This is a genomic window from Candidatus Leptovillus gracilis, assembly GCA_016716065.1.
GTDB lineage: Bacteria > Chloroflexota > Anaerolineae > Promineifilales > Promineifilaceae > Leptovillus > Leptovillus gracilis.
Genome location: JADJXA010000026.1, coordinates 126,579 through 150,103, shown reverse-complemented (window position 1 = coordinate 150,103; position 23,525 = coordinate 126,579). Strand labels below are relative to the sequence as shown.

The window sequence follows — 23,525 nt, the reverse complement described above, 5'->3', positions numbered from 1 at the left end:
AGAAAAAAAGAGGGCCAGGCGATTACCCGCCTGACCCTCCCTCTGCGCCTAAATCACGCCAAACATCACCTGCCGCGATTCATTGATACGCCCCAGGTTGCCCGTCGCCTCGGCCAGAAAGCCGGTCAGCTTGCGCTCCAACTCCAGCGACCGCTCCCACAGCTTCTCCTTCGTCAACTGCCCCGCCGGGCCGAGATGGACCTGCCGGGAGCAGATACAGCTTGCACTGAGCTTGTCGAAGTGGCCGTTCACCCGCCGCCCTTTCTGCAACGCCGCCACCATCTTGCCCGGCCGCCGCCGGTCTTGCCGGTAGGTGATGGTGTAAATCCCGTGCGGGAAGACGACAATCTTGCGCTGCGCCAGCTTCAACCAGCCCTCGCTCAGCGTCTCAAACCACTGCACCCGCATCTCGCCCCGCAGCCGGATGACCTCCCGCCCCATCAGGGACATCTCCCCGAAAGGCAGCAGGAAATCGTGGCGATACTCCTGGTAAATCTTGACCAGGGAATCCCACTCCAGGTCGCCAACGGCCGCCGACACCTCCTCCCAGAGATGACCGGTCAGCCGCAGGGCCAAGATGAGCGCGCCACGGTACATCTGCTCCGGATACCAGCGTTCGCTGCTCATGCCCACCAGGGTGATGAGCAGGTCGCGGAAGAGGTCGGCCACCTCCGGCGGCGGTCCCTCTTCCCGGCTCAGCACTGCCCACTCCACAGGGCGGGGAACCATGTCCCAGTCGTGCGCCTGCCGCAGCCGCCAGGCCAGGTTGTCCTCGCCGGTCTCGTCGTCGTCTATGCTGGTGGCGGTGTCCACCAGGGTGTAGTCGCGGGCAACCAACGATTTCCAGCCGCCGTTCAGCCCGCGCACATGGACCCAGCCGTAGTTCTTCAAGGCGGTACGGGCGCAGACGTAGGCATAAGATAACGGCTGGTCGCTGTTTTCCAGGAAGGCCAGCAGCGCCGTCTGGGTCATGTCCGACCAGTGGGTGCGCCACTCCGGGCCGTCGAAGCCATACTGCTGCCCTAACTCCCGCGCCAGCGCCATCGCCCGCCGCTGCAACTCGGTCAGCTCCACATCCAGCACGCGCCGCGCGTCGTCGCCAACGGCCGTTCCCCCATACGGTTTAGTCACCCTCGCCACACCTCCTCTAACAACAAAAAAGGCGAGGACACAGCCAGCACCGGCTGTGTCCTCGCCTGACGAAATAAGGCTTTCGCCCCATCCGGCGCGTTTAGCGCCTACCGTCTGGAGGGTGGAAGAAAGGATGCTGGTCCGGTGGCCGGTCACGGCCAATGTCAGCCGTATGGTGGGGGGGCGGGCAAGTCGTTGGCAGATGACAAGACGGCCGTTCCTGGGGTAAGATACGGCTTAACCAAGGAGACTCCCTGCCATGAAACTCATCCTCAGTCGCAAAGGCTTCGATTCCGCCACCGGCCGCTTCCCCAGCCCTATCCTGCCGTCGGGGCAGCTTTGCTCCCTGCCCATACCCGACAGGCGCCCCGAACAACAAAAAGCTCTTCGCTTCTACAAAGATATTCAGACTGGCGGCGTAGCCCTGGGGCAACTGGTGGCCGACCTCAGCCGGGAACGCATCCTCCCCACGACACCCACACACCTGGACCCGGACCTCAACGCCGCCAGTGTGTCGCGGCCACCGGGCTGGCGGCCGGCCTTCGGTCAGTCGGGCGCGGCGGAGACGCATTTACAGCGTCAGGGCGTCGGCCCTGGCGACATCTTCCTGTTTTACGGCTGGTTCCGTCAGGCAGAGGTGGTGGACGGCCGTTTCCGCTACATCCCCAATGCCCCCGACTGGCACGTCCTGTTTGGCTGGCTGCAAGTTGAACGGCGCATCCCCCTGACGGCCGCCGCCGACATTCCGCCCTGGGCCGCCGACCATCCCCACTGCCAGCGCCGTCAGCCGCGCAACCCAGACAGCCTCTACATCGCCCGCGAGAAGTTGGACTTATCGGGCATCGATTTGCCCGGCGGCGGCGTGTTTCCGCGCTTCCATGAGGGCTTGCGCCTGACCGACCCGGACAGCCGGCGCCACAGCCGTTAGCGACTGCCCGCGTGGTTCCACCCGGCGAATCGGCCATCGGCGCTCAGTTATCACGGCCGTTCTGGTTCCTGGGAGAGCGTGGACGACTTCGTACAACTGAAGACAGTGGGGCGCGGCCAGGAATTTGTGCTGGACACTGACCATTAACCCGGAAGCATCGGCCTGGCTGCACACCTTGTTTACCAACAGATGAGCATTTCTTATGCCTTGTGGCGAGGCGAGCAGGCAGTGGAACGGCCGTTAACCACCACTTAGTCTATTCCCATCAGGAGGCAAACCAATGCCCAGATTACCCATCCCCGGCGCCGACGACGACGCCTGGGGCGACCTGCTAAATGAGTTTCTGCTTGTCGAACATCACGCCGATGGCACCCATCGCGCCGGCGTCTTCAACGTGCTGGCCTTTGGCGCGCGCGGCGACGGCGTCCACGACGACACGCCGGCCATCCAGGCCGCGCTGGACGCCGCGGCCGACAGCGGTGGCGTGGTCTGGCTCGCGCCGACCAACGCCTGTTACCGCTGCGAAGGGCCGTTGGTCATCCCCGGCCATGTCGCCCTGAAAGGGGGTTACGGTGGGATGCGGCGCGGTCACAAGCTGTGGGACGAAGCGCCGCGTGGCTCCATCCTCTACGCCACCGGCGACGGCGACTTCATCACCATGAGCCACAACAGCCTGCTCGATGGCGTGGAAATCTTCTATCCCAACCAGGTGACGGCCGGCGAACCTGTGCCCTACGGCTGGACCATCGCTATTCCACCCCATCAGCACGGCGTCACCATCCGCAACGTGGCCTGCGCCAATCCCTATCAGTTCATCTACGCCCACGCCGATGGCTTCCTGATTGACGGCGTGCAGGGCTACCCGTTGTTCAAGGGCATCAAATTGGGGCGCGTCGCCGATGTGCCGCGCATCAACAACGTGCAGTTTAATCCCAACGTCTTCCCGTCACTGGCCGCCTCGCTGCGGGACTGGGTGCAGACTCACGCCAGTTGCCTGGACATGGACATGGTCGAAGAGTTCATGGTCCACAACTTCTTCGGCTATGGCTACCTGCGCGGCGTCTGGTTTACCGGCGACGTGGGCGACCCGGCGCTGCCGGGCAGCTACGGCAGCATCAATAACTTTGGCTTCGACGCGGTGATGGAAGGCATTCTCATTGCGAGCCAGGGCATTTCGGGGCGGCAGGGATTGTCGTTGAGCAACGGCCGTATCATCCCCTTTGCCGGTCCGGTCGGAGCGCGAGCGGGCATCAAGTTCATGGATGCGCTGCCCATCAGCGACCCCAATCTCAGCCCGGCGGTCAGTCTGAGCAACGTCAACTTCTTCAGCCCGCACGAACGCTCCATCTGGATTGGCCCCCAATCGCGGGCACGGGTGGCGATGCTCGGCGGCCAATGCAATGAATATACCCACGAGGCTGTCCTGGTGGAAAGCCAGTCGGCGGTGGTGCGATTGGTTGGCGTGCGCACATTCAACGGCAGTGGGCCGCGCATCAACAACCCCAATGGCGCCGACGTGGCCGACCTGGGCGCGTTGACAGTCTGACCGGGCGCAGAACGGAGATTGCCATGATGTCGGTTCACAAGAAGATAAGCCGCCGCCGGTTCATTCAGTTGGCGCTGGGCGCGGCTGTGTGCCTGGCCGTGCCCGGCACACGGCGCGCGTCGCTGGCCGGTCTGTCGCCGCCGGCGGCCACATCAACGGTTCGCAGCTATGGCAGCGGCCGTTACGGGCGGGGCGTTTATGGTGCGACGGCCGTTTACCTGCCGGTTGTGGGGAAGTGAAGTGGGGCACGGCCGTCATGATTGACCGCCCTGTATGACGTGACCCGCTTCGCCTTACCGTGTCGCCAGGGCAGTTAGACCCACTACGATGGCATAAAGACCACCGCCACGGCTTCAAATCAACCCCGTCCACAGCGTCATCCGTTTGCTGGTCATCATCATTGACCGCTTGCCTTTTGTTTAGTGAACGGCCGTTTCAAGCAAACGGCCGTTTTGCCCATTATATAGGGAAGTGTTGCCCATTGGCTGGCGGCCCCATAACTTGCTCCCGACGCCCGGTTGCGTCAGGCATCGGACAGGAAGAAACCATGTGCCGTTCTGGTTGCGCCAGTTGTGGTAGGTGTTGGCAATCCGGGCAATGTCCGCATCGTCAAATTCCAGCGTGCGCCGGTTGATCAGGTGGACCAGGTTGGTCGGGTCGAGGTTGCCACGGGCGTACACTTTGGGCAGCACGTCGCGCAGGCTGGGGTTGTCGCGCTCAATAGCGTCCATCGCGGCGTCTACGTCTTTGCCGATTTCGGGGTTTTGGCGCGAGTTTGCAGGTAGCTCCAACGGGCGGAGGGAGGTACGAAGAAGATGTTTTCGGCGCGGTATTCGTCGCGGTCTTCGGGGTCGGCCCACTGGTTGGTGGCGAGTTTGGCATACAGCGACTCGAAGGCACTGGAGATGTAGCGCAGGAAGATGAGGCCGAGGACGACGTGTTTATATTCGGCGGCGTCTATGTTTTTGCGCAATTTGTCGGCCGCTTTCCAGAGTTGCTTTTCGATGGGTTCCTGAGTGTTGGTGTTTGCCATTGGGGTTCCCGTGCAGGCGACGCGGCCAATCGCCTAATTCATTACAAAGTATGCCAGGGTGCGCTGCAAGCCGACGACATCAATTCCCTTCTTGATCTCTTTGCTGATAGTTGGTTCATGGCTGTTAGAAACCCAAATTTTCAATTCAGCGTCTCGATCAAAAGTCCCGGCCGTCTCAACAGAAAAGTATTTGATGGATTTGTAAGGCACACTTAAATACTCAACTTTCTTGCCGGAGGTTCCCTGGACATCCACCAAAATGAGGCGTTTGTTGGTGAAGATGAAGGTATCCCGAATGAGTATAAAGGCAGCTTGCACTTGTTCTTCGGGTATCAAAACATCTTTGTATTTCGCCTGAATCTGCTGGGCGTTTGCTTCAGATGCATTGCCCAAAAGTCCGCTTAATAAGTTCATGATTGCTCCTCCTTAACAATACTGGTCTACTGGTCAATAAAAAAAGCCACCCGAAAGGTTACCTGAAGTGTGTGGGTTCGGTAACGGCCGTTCGGGTGGCTTAATAACGATTCAATTGTACAAATAAATAAGTGCTTAGGCGACTAACCCGGCAACCTGGCCGCATCCCTCTCGGTCAAACCCACACGCCAATAAAGATAACATAAAAAATAACGGCTGGCTATCATGCCAGGATACCCGGCCAGATGAAAGGATACTGCTGGCGAAATGCCTTTTCTTGAACTCAAGCAGCCGCCAGTGATGGTTTGAGCCTGGCAAAAGGGGAAATGCGTGTTTGCGCCTGGGGCGTGCCAGACCACCAGTCACCCAGACGTAAAATGTTCATACCCAAGGCCGTCAAGATATGCTGTAGGTGCGTTTTAGCCAGCCCGATATAGCGAGCATGGCGCAAATCAGCAATGGCAATGCCCTGGGAGATTGTGCCTTCGACACCGGATCGTTTGGCATACTGCTGCCAAAAAGCCTCCTTTTTTTGGCGTTGGCGCGCCGCCCGGAGCGCTTCATATCCGGCTTGCGGTTGGATGGTCAGACTGCGTGTGGAGGTGGCTGATTTTGTACACTTGCCGCGCACCAGACAATTGTCGCAATGTTTCTTATGGAACCGAAAGTTATAAACGGTCGTGTTTTTCTGCTTCAGTAAAAGACCATTGATGGCTGGGATGACCTTGAGGACAGGTAGCCTGTTTCTTCTCCCAGTCAATGACAAATGCGGCGCTCGCGAAACCTTCACCCGCCTGGGCTTGCCAACTGGGGTCCTCCGCGACGGGACCGATTAAATCAATCCGTTGTTCCTGACTATCGACCAGATTATCAGCACTCATATACCCCTTGTCGAGTAGATGCTCACCGGGTAACAGGTCCCGTTCGGCCAGATAGTATGAATTTCTGGCGTCATCTCATAATCAGTGGTGGTCGCTGCTGTCGTTTCAACGTTGACAATGAGATGAGGAGTTCTTCATCACAACTTTTACTCAGGTGAACTTTATAGCCTGTCCACTCCGTCTTCCGTTTCTTGCTGAAACGAGCTTCGACATCATACGGGGAGTTGATCAACAAACTGGCTGGAGGAAGGTCGCTAGCCGGTCGCCACTTCAATTGCTCATCCTGAATCATAAATTGCTGAAGCCATACTTGCCGTAATGTCTCCATGGCCGGTAAATTACGTAATTGAGCTAATTCAGGATGGTTCCCCAGTCGTTGCCATAGCTGCATCCCATCTCGGCCAATCTGTTCGCCCAACGTATAGCGGTCTTCCTTGCTTTTAGGCAATCGATAATCTTCAAAACGACGATTGTAACGATCGTACCAATCAGCGGGGGACCCACTCGCTTAACCAATCGGGGACGACAGTGGCCAGCACGTTCAGCGCCTGTCTGATTGTCTCCCCGATACATTCCAGTCGGCTCAGGCTGCGGATAGCGGCTAGAATGTGGGTGGAGTCTGTCCGCATACGTCCCCGCACTTTGAGCAGGCCTTTGTCACGCAAACAGGCCAACATTGTTTCAAATAACAACAATTCAGCGCTGCCCTCAATGAGGCGTGTCCGAAATTCGCTCAGAACAGAAGCATCGAATCCAGGGTCGGTGATCTCTAGACCAAGCGCGTACTTCCAATCGATTCGTGCGCGGACAGCGTCTGCTGCCTGGCGATCAGATAGTCCTTCCGCAAACTGCATGACCGTTACCAATGCTAAACGGGCCGGGGATTCGGCCGGTTGCCCCCGGTCAGGAAATAACTTAACGAATTGTTCATCAGCAAAAACTGGACCCAGCTCATCCCGCATCCGCATATAAGTATTCCCTTTGGGGAACGCAGCACGGGCAACCATCGCCGTTTCTTCAGGAACTACAGGAGTTTGCTGAGGATTTAAGGACATGAAACTCTCTCCGATTTTTGACCGCTATTATATGCTTTTGGCCTCGCAACGGCTCTCAAACAATTCGCCAGCAGTATCCTTTCATCTGGCCGGGTGTCGTGCCAGCCACGCTTCCTTTTATACAGTGTCACGTCTGAGTCAGCGCCTGCGCGGCCGGGGTAAATCTATTTGCTCGCCGGACACACAGCACCAGGCGCAGCTGGGCAGCCGAAAAGCGGTCCTAAAACAGTCCCTTAACGGCCGGGTGGGAATAGGCTGATGGTATCCCCATCAGCCACAGGGGTTGCAAGGCCGTCCAGATAAGCGATGTCCCGGCCGTTGCGTAAAATTCGCCAGCCATGCTTCACCCGATACAGGGGGGCGACCGTCATCCAGGGCTTGCCCTTTTCATCTACTCGTTCCCCTTGCTGCCATTCCATCTGGAACACCTCGACGCGAATCTGCGGGTAATAATCGAAGAACTTGCCCATGATCTGTTCCACGTCGCCGTGACCGCCAATCTGCATCAGGCGCGTTTTCCAACCGGCCAGCGGGCGCAGCTTGCCGAACAAGGCGATGGTTACGGTTTGGTCGCCGTCGTCCCACTGCCGGGCAGCCTGGTAGCCTTGCAGCATCATATGCAGGTGCAGCGTCAGCGCCTTGTTCCAGCCAGCCAACGCCGCTGGAACCTGCGGGTGGGCGGGCATCTCCTCCATTAAAAAGTGGGCGAAGGTCGCCTGCACCAGGCTGATCGCTCCGGTGACGTAGCGTTCCGGCACATGAACCTGGCGCGGTCCATGCGCCGCGTGAATTTGCCCGGCGCGGAAGAGGTAGCGGGCCAAATCGTGGCTGAAATCGAGGCCGAGGGTACGGGCCAACCAGACGGTAAAGAAGCGACGGCGTTCGGCCAGGTGTTCCTGATCTGCGCCACTCTCCCAACCGAGGATAACGGCCGTTTCATGATGCGCCAGCAAATAATTATAGTTGCCCACGACCAACTCGTGGCCCCGGCGGAACAGAGGCTCCACCGTCGCCAGCATCGCTTCTTTGTCTGCCTGGCCCAAGCCTAAAAAGTCGCGCAGCCGGTCCCACTCCTCTTCTGGCGTGGGGTGTAAATTAGCAAGTGTCCAGGAACGGCCGTTCCCTGTTGCTTCCATCATCAAACCTCCATTTAAAAACATGCTCCATTATGCTCCCTCTCTGGAAACAACCCGCTGCCAGGCATGCCGGGCGAAACAAAGCGCCGCGCCCACTTCCACGATTCGGCCGGTCAGCAGTGTCCCATTCCCGGCGCGGAAGGTCGTTCCGGCGACCACCAGCCAGATGCCCACATTCAGCAAAACAAAAGCCGCTGCTGCATACCCTTCATTGGGGCGGCGTGGCCTCTGCCAGAAGCGCGGCAAAATCCAGAACGCCATCCCCATCGTCAACTGCAAAATCCAGCCCATGAGCAAAAACTCGATGTGGGCCGGCCGCCAGGCCCACAACCAGGGGGCGTAAGGAATGCCCTTATGGGCTAACAACAATGCGCCAAAGCTGAAGCCCAGCAACAGATAGAGAAAGGCGGCGCGGATCATCCAACGGCTCAGGCGCGGCATCTCAGCCTCCCCGGTACTTTTCTTTGATGCGCGGCCAGGTCAGTAAAACGAAGAGCAGCCCGGCCAGCCATTGCAGCAGGGCGGAGAGCGCCAGCAGCCAGCCAAACCACCCTTCCGGGTGCAGGCTGACCAACGGTTCGCCCATCACGCGCAGCAATAAGCCCGCGTTCAACAAGAGGAAGCTGGCCCAGCCGACCGCCGCGTTGCCGCGCGGTCCGGCGCGGCTAACAATCGGGAACATCCAGTAGATGACGCCGAAGATCATCTGCGTCACCCAGCCGATGAGGAAGAGGTGGAAGTAGGCGGGGGTCATGATACGGACGTAGGTCGGCAGGGAGACGCTGTAGGGCAAGGCGAGCAGCGCGGCCAACAGCAGGGCAAGCGCCAGGTAGACGAGGGCGGTTTTGATGTACCAGCGGGTGAGGGTGGGCATGGCTATCCTCTTTAGGTGCGTTTTCGTTGGCCGCGTATGGCGGCAACGGCCGTTACCCCCATAAACAGCAGCACCACCACCATATTCAGCAAGCCGCCCCAGCGCCGCCCCGGCAGCCAGAGCAGCAAATCGCTCGCCACCCGCAGCGCCAGGGAAAGATGGAGCAGCGCGAGATGCAGGTAGAAAATGGGTGAATAGGGGATCTGCACGCCCAACAGCGCCGGGACGATAATCGGCGCGTGGCCGAAAATCATGGAAAAGACGAAGCCGAGGAAGATAGTGTGCAGCATGATACTGTAATATGGTCCGGCCATATATTGCCCACCATACCACAGCCAGAACAATCCACCCACCATCAGCCAGACATAGCCGGGCAGCAGACAGGCGGCGATAAAGCGCGTCAGCCCCTTCTGGCGGATGGTGCGCCGGGCAATGTCGTAGCGCAGCAGCCAGGCGCCCAGGGCGATCAGCGCCAGCCCAGCCAGGCGCAGCCCGGCGTCGAAGTCAACCAGGGAGAGCAGCAGCCCGACCAGAAAGAGGGCGACAATGCCTACGAAAAGCTGACGCACATACCGCCGGTGCAGCAGCACGCGCCCCAATTCCAGCCGCTCCCCGGCGATGGTGAGGATGAGGAAGCCTGCCCACCAGGGAACCAGTCGGAAGATCGGCGTTCCCGCCAGCCAGAGGCCATTGCCCACCAGCCAGAGCAACGCGCCCAGGCCCATCACCAGATGATCGGTCGTTGGCTGGCGGCGGTTGATAATCATAAATAGCCAGACCAGCCCGGCCGCGCCCAGGGTGGCAAACAGGCGAGGAGCCGTTGCCGGGATGTTGAGGAAGAGCAGCAGCGCCCCTATGCCCGACAGCAGCGGGCCGAGATAGTAAAGCGAACGACGGCCGTTTTCATACTGATTCAGCGCCACCGCCCGCTCCAGGCTGATCAGCGTGCCCAGGAAGCCGGAAATCATCAGCGGGCCATGCTGCGCTGGCAGGCGGATAATGATCGGTGGGAACTGCCAACCAAGCCGCAACACGCCGCCCCACATCCCCGCCAGCAAAGCCAGCGCCGCCAGCGCCATCAGCGGAATTTGCCAGCGGTATCGTTGCTTCATCGGCACAGCCTCAACTCCGGCCAATGCGCACGCGCCAGGCGTCCGGCCCCTCTTCCAGGTACTCCCAGGTAAACTGCCCGGTCAATTCCGCCTGAAACTGGTAATAGAGCGGTTTCGGGTTATGGTCATTTACCAGGACAAACCCCTGCCTTGGTTCTAATTTCTCGAACAGATCGAAAATAAGCGGATGGCGCTGCGCCGGGGGAATGGGGCGAATATCCAATACAGTCTCGTCGTTCATAAAACCTCCGTAGTCGTTGTTCTATCGCCTTTGGGCGATGACAGTTCCCGCTACTATAAGCCAGTGCGCCGGGCCTGTCGTTGCACTATTGCAAAGAAAAGCGGCGGATATGGTAACATAAGCCTATGCGTATCGCGGTTGATGAAGAGAGTCTGGCACATTGCGCCCTGCTCCAAGAGATTACCCCGGCCGAGCGGCAAATCATCCTGGCGACCGGCCATGAGCGGCGCGTCGCGCCGGGCGAATACTTTTTCCACCAGGGCGAAGCGTCTGACTGGCTCTACATTTTGCTGGCCGGGCAGGTAAAGCTGGCCCAGGTGACGGAAGCGGGCAACCAGGTAGTGATTGGCTACCTGGGGCCGGGCGGCGGACTGGGTATTGTGGTCGCCCTAAGCCACATGCCCTACCCCCTGTCGGCCGAGGCGATGGAGCCTTGTCTGTCCGTCGGTTGGGAACGCGAAGAGATGCAAGGGCTGATGCGTCGCTATCCGCAGTTAGCGCTCAACAGCCTGGGGATGGTCGGGGCGCGTTTCGCCGAGTTGCAAGAGCGTTTCCGCGATCTGGCGACGCGGCGGGTGGAACAGCGGGTGGCGCGGGCTTTGCTGCGGCTGGTGCGGCAGTTTGGCAAGCGCGTGCCGCAGGGCGTCCTCATTGACATCCCGCTCTCCCGTCAAAGTCTGGCGGAGATGACTGGCACGAACATTTACCAGGTGAGCCGCATGGTCAGCCGTTGGGAAAAAGAGGGTGTTGTTCAGAGCGACCAGCAAAAAATCACCATCCTCAAGGCGCATGAGTTGGTCATCTTGGGGGAAGATTTGTAGTTTTTTAGTCGAGTAGTCGGGTAGTCAGGTAGTCTTGTAGTCGGATGGTCTTGCGGCGCGTTGCATTTTTGCAAGGAGAGCGAATCGCTTTCGGATTATAAAGTGGGGGTTGGTTTGTTGGTTTGTGAGTCTGTTAGTTGGTTTGTTGGCTGGAACCATTCAACCAACCTAACCAACCAGCCTGACCAACCAACCTCAAAAGGCATCAACATGACAGATACAGAAAGAAACAATCTGGCGGAAATGACGATTGAGGAGTTGCTGCGGCGGTGGCCGGCAACGGCCGTTATCTTCCACAACCACCACATGGCCTGCCCCGGCTGCGCCGTCGCCCCCTTCTACACCATCGTGGACGCTGCCCAGGTCTACGGCCTCCCCCCAGAGCAATTCCTGGCCGAAATCCAAGATGCTATCGCCACAATTGACGATTGACGATTTCTCTCCTCATTTGCATTATTGCAAAGACACCCCTCCCCCTTTCCTTTAACCTTTAACCAAACCGATTCATCCTGGCAAAACGGCCGTTTCCCCATAACGGCCGTTTCCCACCACCGGCAAGGTAAAAGGAGAGGAAAATGGCCCGACATAAAGCGCAAAAAGTGATTCCCCTGTTTCTGATCGCCATCCTGCTCAGCCTGTTTGTTGGCTGCGGCAACAACAACCAGCCGGCCGCCAGCAACGGCAGCAGCGGCCTGCCGGCCGACGCCGCCGCCCTGGCCGCCGAACGCGGCCTGACCCCCGACGACATCTATGGCGCGCTGAAAACCTACATGCCCACCGGCCAGCATGACCCATACATCATGATCGCCTCCGGCGGCCAGTCCGGGCAGGTCTACGTCATCGGCGTGCCCTCCATGCGCCTGCTCAAGGCCATCGGCGTCTTCACCCCGGAACCGTGGCAGGGCTACGGCTACGGCGGGCACGGTGACGAGGTATTGGACAGCGGCTTTGTAGACGGCAAGCCCATCCTCTGGGGCGACACCCATCACCCCAGCATCTCCGAGACCAACGGTGAATATGACGGCCAGTTCGCCTTCATCAACGACAAGGCCAACGCCCGCGTCGCCGTCATAGACCTGCGCGACTTCGAGACGAAGCAAATCATCAAAACGCCCAACGCCATCAACGATCATGGGGGCGCCTTCGTCACCCCCAACACGGACTACGTCATCGAGGGGCCGCAGTACGCCGCCCCCATTGGCTTTGAGTACGCCCCGTTGGAAGAGTACGCCGAAAAATACCGCGCCCTGATCACCTTCTGGAAATTCGACCGGGTGGCCGGTCGCCTGGACCAGAGCCGCTCCTTCCAGATCGAGCTGCCCCCCTACTGGCAAGACCTTTGCGACGCGGGCAAAAAGGTGAGCGATGGCTGGGTCTTCTGCAACTCCTTCAACACCGAACTGGCCACCGGCGGCATCGAAAGGGGCGAACCCCCGTTTGAAGCCGGTACGGCCCGCAACGACACCGACTACCTCCACATCATCAACTGGAAAAAAGCGGAAGAAGTCTTCCAGGCAGGCAACTATGAGATGATCGGCGGCATCGCCGTCATCAGCCTGCAAACGGCGATTGATGAAGGGCTGCTCTACTTCACCCCGGAGCCGAAAAGCCCGCACGGCTCCGACGTCACCCCCGGCGGCGAATACATTGTCGTCGGCGGCAAACTGGACCCGCACGTCACCATCTACTCCTTCGAGAAGATCATGGCGGCCATCGCCCAGGGCGGCCACGAGACGGACCACTATGGCGTGCCGGTGCTGCCGCTGGATGCCACGATGGAAGTGCAGGTGGAATTGGGGCTTGGCCCGCTGCACACTGTCTTTGACAACAAGGGGTACGCCTATACCTCGCTCTTCCTCGATTCGGCCGTGGCCCGCTGGACGTTGGGCGGCCCCTACGCCGACCTGAACCCGGACGAACCGTGGACGTTGGTGCAGAAGCTGCCGGTGCATTACAACATTGGGCATATAACGGCCGTTGAAGGCGATACCACTTCCCCCGGCGGCGAATTCGTCGTAGCCCTCAGCAAATGGAGCATTGACCGCTTCGCCAACATCGGCCCGCTGATGCCGCAGAACTTCCAACTGGTGGACATCACCGGAACCGGCGAGCAAATGCGCCTGCTCTACGACATGCCCATCGGCGTTGGCGAACCCCACTACGCCCAAATCATTCGCGCCGACCGGCTGGACCCCTGGCAGGTCTACCCCGAAGTGGGCTGGGACCCCGGCACGATGGCCCCCCACCCCAACGCCATCACCAGCTCTGACGAGGCGCGGGTGGAGCGGAACGGCAATAACGTGGAAATCTGGATGACGGTGGTGCGCTCCCACTTCTACCCGGAACGGGTAGAAATCAAACAAGGCGACCACGTCACCTGGCATCTCACCAGCCTGGAACGCACGCCGGACGCCACCCACGGCTTCGCCATCTCCGGCTACAACATCAACCTCAGCCTGGAGCCAGGCGAGACGCAGACCATCGAGTTTGTCGCCGACCGCTCCGGCACATTCACCTACTACTGCACCGAGTTCTGCTCCGCCCTCCACCTGGAGATGCTCGGCTACATGCTCGTCGAACCGTAGTCTTATTTGGAACACGGAGGCACACGGAGGAGTCACGGAGTTTCACAGAGAAAAGCAGGGAGGTGGTTTTCTTGCTCCTTCTCTCTCCCTCTGTGAAACTCCGTGTAACAAGGCTGCTTCACGCTTCAAGGTGCTAACCATGCCACGCTTTTCTTTGGATTCCGATGTGAAAGTACTGCTGCCAGACGGCCGTACTCGCCCCCTCACCGCCTACCTCATCCCCAGCTTCCTGCTGATGCTGGGCGGGCTGCTGCTGATCATCTCCATCTTCCTGCCCTACTGGAGCATGACGATGTACGCCCCACAATACCCCAAAGGGCTAAAAGTGGATGTCTACGTCAACCAGCTAGAGGGGGACGTGCGCGAGATTGATTCGCTGAACCATTACCTGGGGATGCCCCCACTGGACGAAGGTGGTCAGTTGGAACGCGCCATTTCCGTCTGGGCGATCACGGCGTTGGGGCTGCTGCTGTTGGCCGGGGTCTTTGTCCATAACAAATGGGCGGCGGTGTTGGCCTTGCCCGCCCTGCTCTTCCCGTTTGTCTTCCTGGCCGACCTGGCCTTCATTCTCTACCAATACGGCCACAGCATAGACCCGCAATCCCCATTGGGCGGGGCGATTGATCCGTTTATGCCGCCGCTCTTTGGCGAAGGGCTGATTGGGCAGTTCCGCACCGTCGCCAGCGCGGAGATTGGGCTGTATCTGGCCTTCGCCGCCGTTTTCGTCATCCTCCTTGGTCTCTGGTTCCATCGCGCCGCGTATAAGCCGGTGTTGGACGCTAAAGCGGACGCTAAAACGGCCGTTTCCCGGAGCGAATCATGAGCCGCCTGAAGAAGCAGGGGAGATGGGGGGCAGGGGAGCAGGGGAGCGGGCATCATCTCCCCCACCCCCCTGCCCCCCTGCTCCTCATCCTCCTTCTCCTGTTGCTCGTCCCAACGGCCCGCGCCCAAAGCGAGCTGGTCGTCGCGCCCGACGGCCCTTACGCCACCATCCCGGAAGCGCTGGCCGCCGCCCAGGACGGCGACACCATCCTCGTCCGGGGCGGCCAGCATGAAGGCAACCTGACGGTGGACAAAAGCATCCGCCTCATCGGGCAAGATTGGCCGGTGATAGATGGCGGCGGCAAAGGCATGGTCGTCACCCTGGCCGCGCCCAGTACGCAGTTCAGCGGCTTCGTCGTGCGCGGTAGCGGCAACGAACCGGACCGCAATCACGCCGGGATCAACGTCGCCGCCGAAAACGTGCTGGTGGAGAACAACCGCCTGGAAGAGGTGCTGTTCGGCATCTCCTTCGCCAACGCCGATGGTGGCATCGCCCGCGGCAACGAAGTGACCGGCAAGGCAGAATATGACAGCGGCCGCAAAGGGGACGCCATCCGCGTCTGGTACAGCCGCGACGTGCTGATCGAAGGCAACCTCGTCCACGATACCCGCGACATGGTGGCCTGGTATTCCGAGGGGGTGATCATCCGTGGCAACACCCTGCGCGACAACCGCTATGGCGTCCATCTCATGTACTGCGACGGCGCAATCATTGAAGACAACACGCTGCTCGACAATTCAGTGGGCATCTACACCATGTACACCAACAACGTCACCCTGGCCAACAACCTGATTCGCGGGCAGCGCGGCCCCAGCGGCTACGCCCTCGGCTTCAAAGATGCCGACAATGTGACAGTGACGGGCAACGTGCTGGTGGATAATCGGGTCGGCATCTTTCTCGATGGCGCACCGTTCAGCCCGCAAGGCACCGCTGAATTCCACGACAATATCCTGGTTTTCAACGACATCGGCCTGGTGCTACAGCCGGCCGTGCGCGGCGCGGTTTTTAGCGACAACACCTTCTGGGAAAACAGCATCCAGATGACCCTGGCGGGCGGCGGCCGGCCGGGCAGCAACGAATGGGCGGGCAACTTCTGGAGTGATTACGCCGGATTCGACGCCGACGGCGATGGCCGGGGCGACCTGCCTTACCAATCGGATCGCTTCTTCGAGGGGCTGACCGACCGGGAACCGCGCCTGCAAATGCTGGCCTACAGCCCGGCGATTGAGACGATTGAGTTCGCCGCCCGCTCCTTCCCGATCATCAAGCCACAGCCGAAATTGACCGACCCGGCCCCCTTGATGGCCCCGGCCCCCCTGCCTGCCTTTGCCCAGACACCAATGGGCAACTCCTGGCCGATTTTGGGAACGGCCGTTGCCCTCCTCGCCCTGGCCGGAACAATCTACCTGACCGCCGGAAAGAAGGAACACATAACAGTGAACAGTGAACAGTTAACAGTGAACGGTGGCTCCCCCGCTCCCCTGCTCCCCCGCTCCCCTGCTCCCCATCTTCCCGGTTCCCCCGCCCCCATTGCCGTCAGCGATCTGAGCAAGCGGTATGGCAAAACCGAAGCCCTACACGAAGTCTCCTTCACGGCCGTTCCCGGCGAAATCCTGGCCTTGTGGGGGGCGAACGGGGCGGGCAAGACGACCCTGCTCAAAGCGATCCTCGGCCTGATCCGGTTTGAGGGAGAGATCGCCGTCGGCGGGCACGATGTGGCGCGGGCAGGCAAAGCGGCGCGGCGCAGCATCGGCTATGTGCCCCAGGAGGCGGTCTTTTACGATTGGGGCGTGCTGGCGACGATGCGCTTTTACGCTCGCCTCAAAAAAGCGTCGCCAGAGCGCATCCCCTTCTTGCTGCGCCGTCTGGGGCTGGAACCCCACGCCCACAAGGCGGTGGCCGCCCTCTCCGGCGGCCTGAAGCAGCGGCTGGCCCTGGCCATCGCCCTGCTCTCCGACCCGCCGCTGCTGCTGCTGGACGAACCAACGGCCAGCCTGGACACGGCGACGCAGCAGGATTACCTGACGCTGCTCTCTGACCTGCGCGCCGAGGGCAAGACGATCCTCTTCGCCAGCCACCGGCTGGAAGAGGTGGAGGCGTTGGCGGACCGGGCGTTGTTGTTGGAAAACGGCCGTCTTGTAGACATCTTCCCCGCCGACCAACTCCGCGCCCGCATCGCCCCGACGCGGCACGGGGACGGTGTGGGAGAGGATTCACCACAGAGGCGCGGAGAACACGGAGTTCTATTGGGCTTGACTACCGCGCCTCTCGTTCGGAGCGCCGACTTCCAGTCGGCCGCCCCTTAGAGGGCAAGACGGCGCCAGGGTAAGACGGCGCGGAGAAGAGGCCGTTTGCCCTGGCAAATAGGAACCCGCGCCGTCCTGCCCCTACTAGACTAATGACTACAGGACCAACTTCATGGAACTATCACTCATCTGGACCATCGCTCAAGCAGAACTGCGCGAGGCGCTGCGCAATAAGTGGCTCTGGCTGTTCGCTGTCGGTTTTGCCGGGCTGGCTCTGGCGCTCTCGCGGGCCGGTCTGAGTGCCGCCGGGTACGCCGGATTGGGCGGCTTTGGCCGCACGGCCGCCAGCCTGATCAATGCCTTGTTGCTCTTTGTGCCGTTGATTGGCCTAAGCGTCGGGGCGAGCAGTCTGGCCGCCGACCGGGAGCGGGGGACGCTGCTCTTTTTGCTGGCCCAGCCAGTGAGCCGGGGGGAGATTTTTGTGGGCAAGGCGTTGGGCGCGGCGTTGGCCGTGCTGACGGCGCTGGCGTTGGGGTTCGGCCTGGCCGGGTTGGGTTTGGGGATGAGCGGCGGGGGGGAAACGGCCGTTTACCTCTCCCTCGTCGGCTACACCCTGCTGCTGGCTTTGGCGGCGTTGGGGTTGGGCTTCATCATCAGCAGCCTGACGCGCAAGGCGGCGGCCGCTTCCGGCGCGGCCCTCATCTTCTGGCTGGCGCTGGTCTTTCTGGCCGATTTGGCCGTCTTGGGCGCGGCGCTCACCTGGCGGCCCAATCCGGCCGGGCTGGTGGGCATGTTGCTGATCAATCCGCTGCAAATCTTCAAAGTCGGGGCGATTTTCAGCCTGCGCGCCAGTCTAGACAGTCTGGGACCGGTGGGGCAGTATGCCCTGTTTCGTTTTGGCGAGCAGTTGCCGCTGCTCTTAATCGGGCTGCTGGCGCTCTGGGCGCTGACGGCGTTCACCATCGCCTTCGCCATTTTCAACCGGCGGGGAGAGGGGTAAAAGGGAGAGAAGAGCGTGAACGGTAAACAGTTTTCAGTGGGTAGTAGCTGGTGGCCGGTGGCTAGTGGCCGGTGGATTGTTGTTTGGCTGTTGGCGTTGGTGATGTTGGGCGGCTGCGCGAAGGTGGATATGGACGCGCCGCCGGAGATTGTCTATGGGCGGGATATTTGCACGCGCTGCGGCATGATCATCGAAGATGCCCGCTTCGCCGCCGGTTATTTGACGGAGGAAGGGGAGCCGCGCATCTTCGACGACATCGGTGGGATGCTGCGCTATGAGGCGGAACAGCCGGAAGCCATCCATGCGCGCTGGGTCCACGATTATGAGACGGAGGCGTGGCTGCGGGCGGAGGAGGCGTTTTTTGTGCTGGCCCCGGACATCCACACGCCGATGGGTTTTGGCGTGGTGGCGTTGGCGGATGAGGGGCGGGCAACGGCCGTTGCCCTGCGGCATAACGGTCGTGTCCTCACCTTCAACGAACTGCACGAACAATCTGCCATGCTCAAGGCTGACCACAGCGGTCATAGCCATTGACGATTGACTTCACAATTCACAATTCCACAGGAGACACCATGCGTATTACCAAATTACTTTCCCTATTCATTTTCGCTTCTTTGTTGCTGTTGGCCGCCTGCGGCGGAGGTGACAACACCGTCTCTGCTCCAGCGGCCCCTTCCGCGCCCTCTGGTAACGTGGCGGCTGGGGAGGTTTTGTTCCAGCAAAGCTGCGCGTCCTGTCATGGACCGGACGCGAAAGGGGTGGCTGGACTGGGCAAGGACATGACCACCAGCACCTTTATCCAGGGATTGAATGATGAGGAGTTATTGGCCTTTGTAAAGACCGGCCGGCCCACGAGCGATTCTCTGAACACTACCGGCGTGGACATGCCCCCGAAGGGCGGCAACCCGGCATTGACAGACGCCCAACTGCTAGACATCATCGCCTTTATTCATTCTGTGCAGGAGTAGGGAGTCCAGATAGATAGACGGTTTATTCGCGCTCGTTTGTTATCGTTGTTTCTCTGCTTTGTGGTCGGCTAAACGGCCGTTCTCTTCCCCACCCCCATCCCATTCGGTGGAAAACGGCCGTTTGTGACTGGCGGGTCAGGCGACGGACGGTGGGCAGCCCTACATCGCTAGAACAATATAGCCTGGTTCGACAATGGCTTGCTTCCCATGACAGAGGCGGCAGCGTTCAGCCGTGACGGGGCTGTCTATTATGCCTACACTGAGTAGATACGCTTAGTCAAGCACCAGCGCCGCAGCCTGCTCTGTGCCAATGGCGCAGCCACATCGAAGCGCACCAATTGCCTGTCAGGCGGGTCACATAGGTATCAAACACATCACAATTCATATCGGACTCTGGCGTTTTTTAATTCGCCTCTGGTAGGGGGCAGGTTTAAAACCATCCGTTCCAACAAATGTAATTCTTATATTACGGCAACGTTATTGGAAGGTGAAAAAAGTGCCAACACCTCAGGGGTATGGGCTTGGGCAAAGATTTGCGTTGTGCATAACGTGGCTTGCGAATCAAAACGACCCCCTCTGGTAACGGTGTTATCATGGCCGGGTCAATCTCCGGCGTTTGGATGCGAATACGCCGCGAAGGACGAATGATACCCACACGTCGGCCATCGTTGACAATCATTTGGATTGGATTTTTGCCTTCTAAAGCGAGTTTAGGGACGTACTCCGTCAAGAGGGGCATCGAGATATCAAACGGGTCCACTTCCGCCAGCCCCGCGATTTCCAACCGAATGGCTTGCAACATCTGAGAAATGATAAGAACCGCCCACAGTTGCAAAAGAACCACTTCCGTTTTGGCTGACCAGAGGATGTGTAATTTGAGATATTGTTTGACCATCTTAAAAGCCAACTCAATATCCCAACGGCGCGCATAGAGCAGCGCAATTTCCCGCAACGGCAACGTCTGTGGGTCGAGGACATTGGTGATGTATTGATATTGCACAGACCCCACGGTGAACTGGACGAGACGAACAGCATAAGCGGCCTGATCAGCACGATATTTGCCCAACCAAATGAGGCCATCGAAGTAGGTCGGGCTTTTGTAGTAGGTGTGTATGACTTCGTAGCTGGTCTTCTCGCGCAAGCGCGAAATCCACCAGAAGCCCTTGGCGGTTAAGTAGTCGAACCAGGCAAAACCAAAAAAGCCCAGGTCGGCTAAGATGAGGCTCTGTTTGGGTAAATTATCCACCAGGTCTTGCGCAACTGTTTTGTCGTTCTGATTGGGGTTTTCCAGGTGAATCATTTCTGCCCATTGCTGGCGGCGCAGGTCAAATAGCGCCACCATCTTTCCTGGTAACAAACGACTATCGCCATTGGCTATCGCACGTAGTTGGGGTAAATATCGCCCCATTTTGTCCAGGGTACTTCCATCAATGGCATACACGCCGCTGGCGAACGGGGCTAACGAAGTCTGGGTATATGGCTCAAGTCTTGCTTTCAACCCATCGCGCACCTGGTAAAACAGATGGCGCATCGCCTGACTCCCCCCATCGGACAGACGGTTGTAAATGGTTTGATCGGAAACTTCATACGGAGTATGTCCCCAGAATCCATCCCAAGTGATGATACGCCATATGGCCAGTTGACTCGTAAAACCACGCAGAACTGAAACTAACACACTACTCCAGAGGACAAGAGCTGGTAAGGTTATGGGGCGTCCGGCGTAATAGGAATTGGTGTTTGGCAATGATTCTGATGCTTCCACTATTTCTTGTAGAAAGCCCTCGATGTTTTGGGCCAAAGTCTGTTCGGGTTTTAGGTTTTCTGTGTCGTTCATAAGGGACACTATCTACCATACTTGTATTAGAATTACATTTGTTGGAGCAAATGGGTTTAAAACCTGCTCCTACACTCGACTGAAATATAATTTTCGCCAGAGTCCAGTTCATAGGCACTGGGTCAGTTGAATGGGATTTGAACAAAATCAAGAAATGAGCCATAAATCCACGCTCAAAGACCAATTCGATTGTGGAGAAAATGCTCAGAAATCTCGATTTGTTCAAATCCCTTTGTCCGCAATGTTACGCGGATAATTCGACAGTGCATACAACTTATACTGTCCAAGGCCACCAAATACGCCAAATACTGCGTTGCTATACTTGTGGCAACCACTTCTCAGAAACTAGTGGAACGCCCCTGGCCGGTTTGCGAACGCCGTTGAGCCGCATTCAACAGATTTTGACCGCCATTCATGAAGGATTGGGTATCAACGCGGCTTGCCGTACCTTCAACGTCTCCAAGAACAGCATCAAAGAGTGGGAACGTCGCTTATCAGGTGTCAAACAGGTGCTGCTTCTATACAGCTTGTGTCATCAGTTTCTCCAACAAATCCTGGAAGGCGATGAACTCTATACCAAAGTGCAGCGCAACCGACCCCCCGCTGACTCCGAAGGGTGGACGGTAGTTATCATGGAACGAGCCTGTCGTTTTCTCTGGACGCTCCAGTGTGGGCAACGAGACCAGGAATTGTTCACCCAGGCTATTCGAGACATCTGTCAAGTCATGGCCCAAACAGAAGACCTCGCCTTACTCACCGACGGGGAGCGCCGCTATGGCAATTTTCTATTTGCTGCCTGTTGCCGGGCACTGTATACCCAGAAACCAGGTCAACCGGTCAAAACGCTCCCTAAAGGCGTGAAAGTGCGCGTGAAGAACAAAGGGTTATCCCCTGAGTCCTCTCGCCCTAAATATGAAACGCCCCAACGAGAACATCCCCAAACCGTGCAAAATCTAGAAGAAGCGGCGATTCACGCCAATCATGTGGAGGCGTTCAACAGCGCGCTTCGCCGGCAGCTGGCTTGCTTCCGCCGCAAGGCCAATACCTATGCTAAATTGAAAAGTGCTTTACAGCGGCGCCTGAACGTTCACTGGCTGCTGCATAATTTTATCCGTCCCCATTTTACAACGAAGGTGGTCCCGGCCGTTGCCTTGGGCATCTTCACCATGGGGTTATCCTGGGTGCAGTTGTTTGCGATTCAGACGTTCCCATTCAACTGACCCAGTGCCAGTTCATATTTACACTCTTTTACTCAGGGTTCCTATTATTTTTTGGCAGCGAAGAAAAGCAGAGTCAGAATAACGATCCAGACGACGATTCGCACTATCATAGCTACCAGGCTGTCTGGGGCGACGACGTCTCGATAAGCAGCCAGCAAAATAAGCATAACCAGCGTGTGGGCAGCAAAGGTGGCAATGGCCGCCGGTCGCGCATAGCGGCTGTTTTTCCAGATGAGCATAGCCGTTATCCCCACTGTCACCACGCCCAACGTAAAATTATAGACCGGCAGCCAATCAATCACGTAATAGCCGGGGTCTGTGCCTGACAATACCCGTCCCCCGGCAAAGACAGCCATCGCTCCGATAATCAAAGCGAGAACGGCCGCGATTTTAGAAAGTTTTGCGTTCATGTTTTAATCTCCAGCGGCCGCGCCTTCCAACGAAGCCATGCCGTCATCCAGGCCGGCCAACCCTTTGCGCACGATGCGCCATAACGTCAGGACAATGGGAATCAGCGATAGCGTCCAGAAAAGGTAGGCCGCGCCATGCAGCACTGCCGTGTAACCAGCCAGAAAGATGCTGGCCCACAGGAAGAAGCCGCCCAGGTTGACCGTGACCAGGCTAAACCAACTGCCGCCCAACCGGGCCGGTTCATGGGGCAGGAACAAACGGTAGAAAAAGAAGGGGATGAAGGCGTAACCAAATTGCAGCGCCCAACCATAGATCAAAGCTTGCGGGGCATTTTGCTCAATGCCCGCGCCGGGAAAACCGGGCACGCCCAAAATGATCAATGGGGCTACCAACACCGGGGCCAAAATCCAGAAGTAGGCCGTTACTAGATGCCAGAGACCGGGCTGCGACCAGGCTTCCCTGTCGCCCCACAGCGGTTTAATGACGTTTAGCAGCAGCCAGAAGGTAGCTGTCAAAAAGAGGATGATGCCGGGCACGGAAAAATAGTTGGATTTAATCCAAGGGCCGATCACCAATCCTAATGCGCCGATGGTTAGCATCCAGAAGATAGGGGTAATGCTGCGCGGCCAGGCCAACGGCCGTTTGGCCCACGTCGGGTACATGTCCACCAGCAGTCCGGCAAAAACCAGCGTCAGGAAGCCCCAGTTGTTGGCGTGAATATGCACTTCCACCGGTGTTTGGATCCTTAACCAGTCGCTCCAACCCAGCCACAGGCCGGTACCCACGAGAATGCCCAGCAATAAGTAACTCAGGCCGGCGATGTAGAATTTACGGCCGTTACGGATATGGCCGTTCTCATAAGCCATGCCTGTCTGTTTTAGCGTATACAACCCGCGCAACTGGGCAATTAACAGCGTTGTCGCTACAAAAACCAGCGTACCGCCCACGAAGATAAGCACCTGATTAATGATGGGAATGCCGATGAGCAGCGTCAGCAAGCCGATATTCAATGTCAGCCAGATGTCCCAGCGGAATTTCGGCCTGGGTCGTCCGGCGCGAATGGCCGCAATGGCCGGCAGCAGCCCGAAGAGCATTTCTGTCATCACCCCCAACGTAATCAAATGCACGCGCAGCCAACGCAGCCCATTAAACCAGGGCACAAGCGTAAAGCTGGCCAACGCCGCATCGGCAGCCAGCAAAGTCGCCATCAGGACAAAAAGCGCCGTCATCAATAAATAAAGACTCATCAGTTATAAACTTCCTGTA

Annotated in this window: 21 protein-coding genes and 3 pseudogenes; 12 read left to right on the top strand and 12 right to left on the bottom strand. The window is 58.6% G+C overall.

The window, feature by feature from the left end:
• Positions 1-48: 48 nt before the first annotated feature.
• Positions 49-1,131, bottom strand: a complete 1,083-nt coding sequence (locus IPM39_28415) for a hypothetical protein (GenBank protein ID MBK8989940.1) — start codon at positions 1,129-1,131, stop codon at positions 49-51.
• Between the two features lie 259 nt (positions 1,132-1,390).
• Between IPM39_28415 and IPM39_28410 the strand changes: the two are divergent.
• From IPM39_28410 to IPM39_28400, 3 genes and pseudogenes are all read left to right on the top strand, one after another.
• Positions 1,391-2,206: pseudogene (locus IPM39_28410) on the top strand (hypothetical protein).
• Between the two features lie 133 nt (positions 2,207-2,339).
• A complete protein-coding gene (locus tag IPM39_28405; GenBank protein ID MBK8989939.1) occupies positions 2,340-3,605 on the top strand; it encodes a hypothetical protein in 1,266 nt (421 codons plus the stop codon).
• A 23-nt stretch (positions 3,606-3,628) separates the two neighbouring features.
• Complete coding sequence (locus IPM39_28400) at positions 3,629-3,844, top strand: twin-arginine translocation signal domain-containing protein (protein ID MBK8989938.1); 216 nt, start codon at positions 3,629-3,631, stop codon at positions 3,842-3,844.
• Between the two features lie 180 nt (positions 3,845-4,024).
• Here IPM39_28400 and IPM39_28395 read toward each other — a convergent pair.
• The 8 genes and pseudogenes from IPM39_28395 to IPM39_28360 all read right to left on the bottom strand — a co-directional run bounded on the left by IPM39_28395 (position 4,025) and on the right by IPM39_28360 (position 10,351).
• Positions 4,025-4,638 (bottom strand): annotated as a pseudogene (locus IPM39_28395) (type I restriction-modification system subunit M N-terminal domain-containing protein).
• A gap of 33 nt (positions 4,639-4,671) precedes the next feature.
• A complete protein-coding gene (locus tag IPM39_28390) occupies positions 4,672-5,052 on the bottom strand; it encodes a PH domain-containing protein (protein ID MBK8989937.1) in 381 nt (126 codons plus the stop codon).
• 283 nt (positions 5,053-5,335) lie between these two features.
• Positions 5,336-6,988, bottom strand: a pseudogene (locus IPM39_28385) (IS1182 family transposase).
• Positions 6,989-7,221: 233 nt separating this feature from the next.
• Positions 7,222-8,127 carry a hypothetical protein gene (locus tag IPM39_28380; GenBank protein MBK8989936.1) on the bottom strand — a complete coding sequence of 302 codons (906 nt, stop codon included), beginning with the start codon at positions 8,125-8,127 and terminating at the stop codon, positions 7,222-7,224.
• A 27-nt stretch (positions 8,128-8,154) separates the two neighbouring features.
• Entirely contained in the window at positions 8,155-8,565 is a 411-nt protein-coding gene (locus IPM39_28375; GenBank protein MBK8989935.1) for a hypothetical protein, read from the bottom strand.
• Position 8,566: 1 nt separating this feature from the next.
• Positions 8,567-8,998 (bottom strand): hypothetical protein, encoded by a 432-nt coding sequence (locus tag IPM39_28370; GenBank protein MBK8989934.1) that lies wholly within the window; start codon positions 8,996-8,998, stop codon positions 8,567-8,569.
• A gap of 11 nt (positions 8,999-9,009) precedes the next feature.
• Positions 9,010-10,110, bottom strand: coding sequence for a hypothetical protein (locus IPM39_28365; GenBank protein ID MBK8989933.1), 1,101 nt, complete (start codon positions 10,108-10,110; stop codon positions 9,010-9,012).
• 10 nt (positions 10,111-10,120) lie between these two features.
• Entirely contained in the window at positions 10,121-10,351 is a 231-nt protein-coding gene (locus tag IPM39_28360) for a DUF2249 domain-containing protein (GenBank protein ID MBK8989932.1), read from the bottom strand.
• 125 nt (positions 10,352-10,476) lie between these two features.
• Between IPM39_28360 and IPM39_28355 the strand changes: the two genes are divergently transcribed.
• The 8 genes from IPM39_28355 to IPM39_28320 all read left to right on the top strand — a co-directional run bounded on the left by IPM39_28355 (position 10,477) and on the right by IPM39_28320 (position 18,794).
• Entirely contained in the window at positions 10,477-11,172 is a 696-nt protein-coding gene (locus tag IPM39_28355; protein MBK8989931.1) for a Crp/Fnr family transcriptional regulator, read from the top strand.
• Positions 11,173-11,415: 243 nt separating this feature from the next.
• On the top strand, positions 11,416-11,604 hold the full coding sequence (locus IPM39_28350; GenBank protein MBK8989930.1) for a DUF1858 domain-containing protein: 189 nt from the start codon (positions 11,416-11,418) through the stop codon (positions 11,602-11,604).
• Between the two features lie 143 nt (positions 11,605-11,747).
• Positions 11,748-13,757, top strand: a complete 2,010-nt coding sequence (gene nosZ, locus IPM39_28345) for a Sec-dependent nitrous-oxide reductase (GenBank protein ID MBK8989929.1) — start codon at positions 11,748-11,750, stop codon at positions 13,755-13,757.
• A 139-nt stretch (positions 13,758-13,896) separates the two neighbouring features.
• On the top strand, positions 13,897-14,580 hold the full coding sequence (locus tag IPM39_28340; GenBank protein ID MBK8989928.1) for a cytochrome C: 684 nt from the start codon (positions 13,897-13,899) through the stop codon (positions 14,578-14,580).
• The gene (nosD, locus tag IPM39_28335; GenBank protein MBK8989927.1) at positions 14,577-16,886 is read left to right on the top strand and encodes a nitrous oxide reductase family maturation protein NosD; all 2,310 of its coding nucleotides are present in this window, start codon (positions 14,577-14,579) and stop codon (positions 16,884-16,886) included. Before IPM39_28340 ends, nosD begins: the two co-directional genes overlap by 4 nt.
• A 112-nt stretch (positions 16,887-16,998) precedes the next feature.
• A complete protein-coding gene (locus IPM39_28330) occupies positions 16,999-17,826 on the top strand; it encodes an ABC transporter permease subunit (protein MBK8989926.1) in 828 nt (275 codons plus the stop codon).
• 15 nt (positions 17,827-17,841) lie between these two features.
• Positions 17,842-18,360: a nitrous oxide reductase accessory protein NosL gene (locus IPM39_28325; GenBank protein MBK8989925.1), complete on the top strand. Its 519-nt coding sequence runs from the start codon at positions 17,842-17,844 to the stop codon at positions 18,358-18,360.
• 38 nt (positions 18,361-18,398) lie between these two features.
• On the top strand, positions 18,399-18,794 hold the full coding sequence (locus tag IPM39_28320; GenBank protein MBK8989924.1) for a cytochrome c: 396 nt from the start codon (positions 18,399-18,401) through the stop codon (positions 18,792-18,794).
• Positions 18,795-19,260: 466 nt separating this feature from the next.
• On the opposite strand, the gene IPM39_28315 is transcribed toward IPM39_28320, so the two are convergent.
• Positions 19,261-20,628, bottom strand: coding sequence for an IS4 family transposase (locus IPM39_28315; GenBank protein MBK8989923.1), 1,368 nt, complete (start codon positions 20,626-20,628; stop codon positions 19,261-19,263).
• Positions 20,629-21,008: 380 nt separating this feature from the next.
• Between IPM39_28315 and IPM39_28310 the strand changes: the two genes are divergently transcribed.
• Positions 21,009-21,848 (top strand): hypothetical protein, encoded by an 840-nt coding sequence (locus IPM39_28310; GenBank protein MBK8989922.1) that lies wholly within the window; start codon positions 21,009-21,011, stop codon positions 21,846-21,848.
• A 44-nt stretch (positions 21,849-21,892) separates the two neighbouring features.
• On the opposite strand, the gene IPM39_28305 is transcribed toward IPM39_28310, so the two are convergent.
• Both IPM39_28305 and IPM39_28300 read right to left on the bottom strand, forming a co-directional pair.
• Positions 21,893-22,258: a hypothetical protein gene (locus tag IPM39_28305; GenBank protein ID MBK8989921.1), complete on the bottom strand. Its 366-nt coding sequence runs from the start codon at positions 22,256-22,258 to the stop codon at positions 21,893-21,895.
• Between the two features lie 3 nt (positions 22,259-22,261).
• Entirely contained in the window at positions 22,262-23,506 is a 1,245-nt protein-coding gene (locus tag IPM39_28300) for a hypothetical protein (protein ID MBK8989920.1), read from the bottom strand.
• Positions 23,507-23,525 lie beyond the last annotated feature (19 nt).

Excerpts from the sequence above, each read along its gene's own strand:
- IPM39_28340 (MBK8989928.1), top strand. The coding sequence starts at position 13,897 with ATGCCACGCTTTTCTTTGGATTCCGATGTGAAAGTACTGCTGCCAGAC.
- IPM39_28360 (MBK8989932.1), bottom strand. The coding sequence starts at position 10,351 with ATGAACGACGAGACTGTATTGGATATTCGCCCCATTCCCCCGGCGCAG.
- IPM39_28365 (MBK8989933.1), bottom strand. The coding sequence starts at position 10,110 with ATGAAGCAACGATACCGCTGGCAAATTCCGCTGATGGCGCTGGCGGCG.
- IPM39_28320 (MBK8989924.1), top strand. The coding sequence starts at position 18,399 with ATGCGTATTACCAAATTACTTTCCCTATTCATTTTCGCTTCTTTGTTG.
- IPM39_28330 (MBK8989926.1), top strand. The coding sequence starts at position 16,999 with ATGGAACTATCACTCATCTGGACCATCGCTCAAGCAGAACTGCGCGAG.
- IPM39_28370 (MBK8989934.1), bottom strand. The coding sequence starts at position 8,998 with ATGCCCACCCTCACCCGCTGGTACATCAAAACCGCCCTCGTCTACCTG.
- nosD (MBK8989927.1), top strand. The coding sequence starts at position 14,577 with ATGAGCCGCCTGAAGAAGCAGGGGAGATGGGGGGCAGGGGAGCAGGGG.
- IPM39_28355 (MBK8989931.1), top strand. The coding sequence starts at position 10,477 with ATGCGTATCGCGGTTGATGAAGAGAGTCTGGCACATTGCGCCCTGCTC.
- IPM39_28350 (MBK8989930.1), top strand. The coding sequence starts at position 11,416 with ATGACGATTGAGGAGTTGCTGCGGCGGTGGCCGGCAACGGCCGTTATC.
- IPM39_28400 (MBK8989938.1), top strand. The coding sequence starts at position 3,629 with ATGATGTCGGTTCACAAGAAGATAAGCCGCCGCCGGTTCATTCAGTTG.
- IPM39_28315 (MBK8989923.1), bottom strand. The coding sequence starts at position 20,628 with ATGAACGACACAGAAAACCTAAAACCCGAACAGACTTTGGCCCAAAAC.
- IPM39_28305 (MBK8989921.1), bottom strand. The coding sequence starts at position 22,258 with ATGAACGCAAAACTTTCTAAAATCGCGGCCGTTCTCGCTTTGATTATC.
- IPM39_28405 (MBK8989939.1), top strand. The coding sequence starts at position 2,340 with ATGCCCAGATTACCCATCCCCGGCGCCGACGACGACGCCTGGGGCGAC.
- nosZ (MBK8989929.1), top strand. The coding sequence starts at position 11,748 with ATGGCCCGACATAAAGCGCAAAAAGTGATTCCCCTGTTTCTGATCGCC.
- IPM39_28300 (MBK8989920.1), bottom strand. The coding sequence starts at position 23,506 with ATGAGTCTTTATTTATTGATGACGGCGCTTTTTGTCCTGATGGCGACT.
- IPM39_28380 (MBK8989936.1), bottom strand. The coding sequence starts at position 8,127 with ATGATGGAAGCAACAGGGAACGGCCGTTCCTGGACACTTGCTAATTTA.
- IPM39_28375 (MBK8989935.1), bottom strand. The coding sequence starts at position 8,565 with ATGCCGCGCCTGAGCCGTTGGATGATCCGCGCCGCCTTTCTCTATCTG.
- IPM39_28390 (MBK8989937.1), bottom strand. The coding sequence starts at position 5,052 with ATGAACTTATTAAGCGGACTTTTGGGCAATGCATCTGAAGCAAACGCC.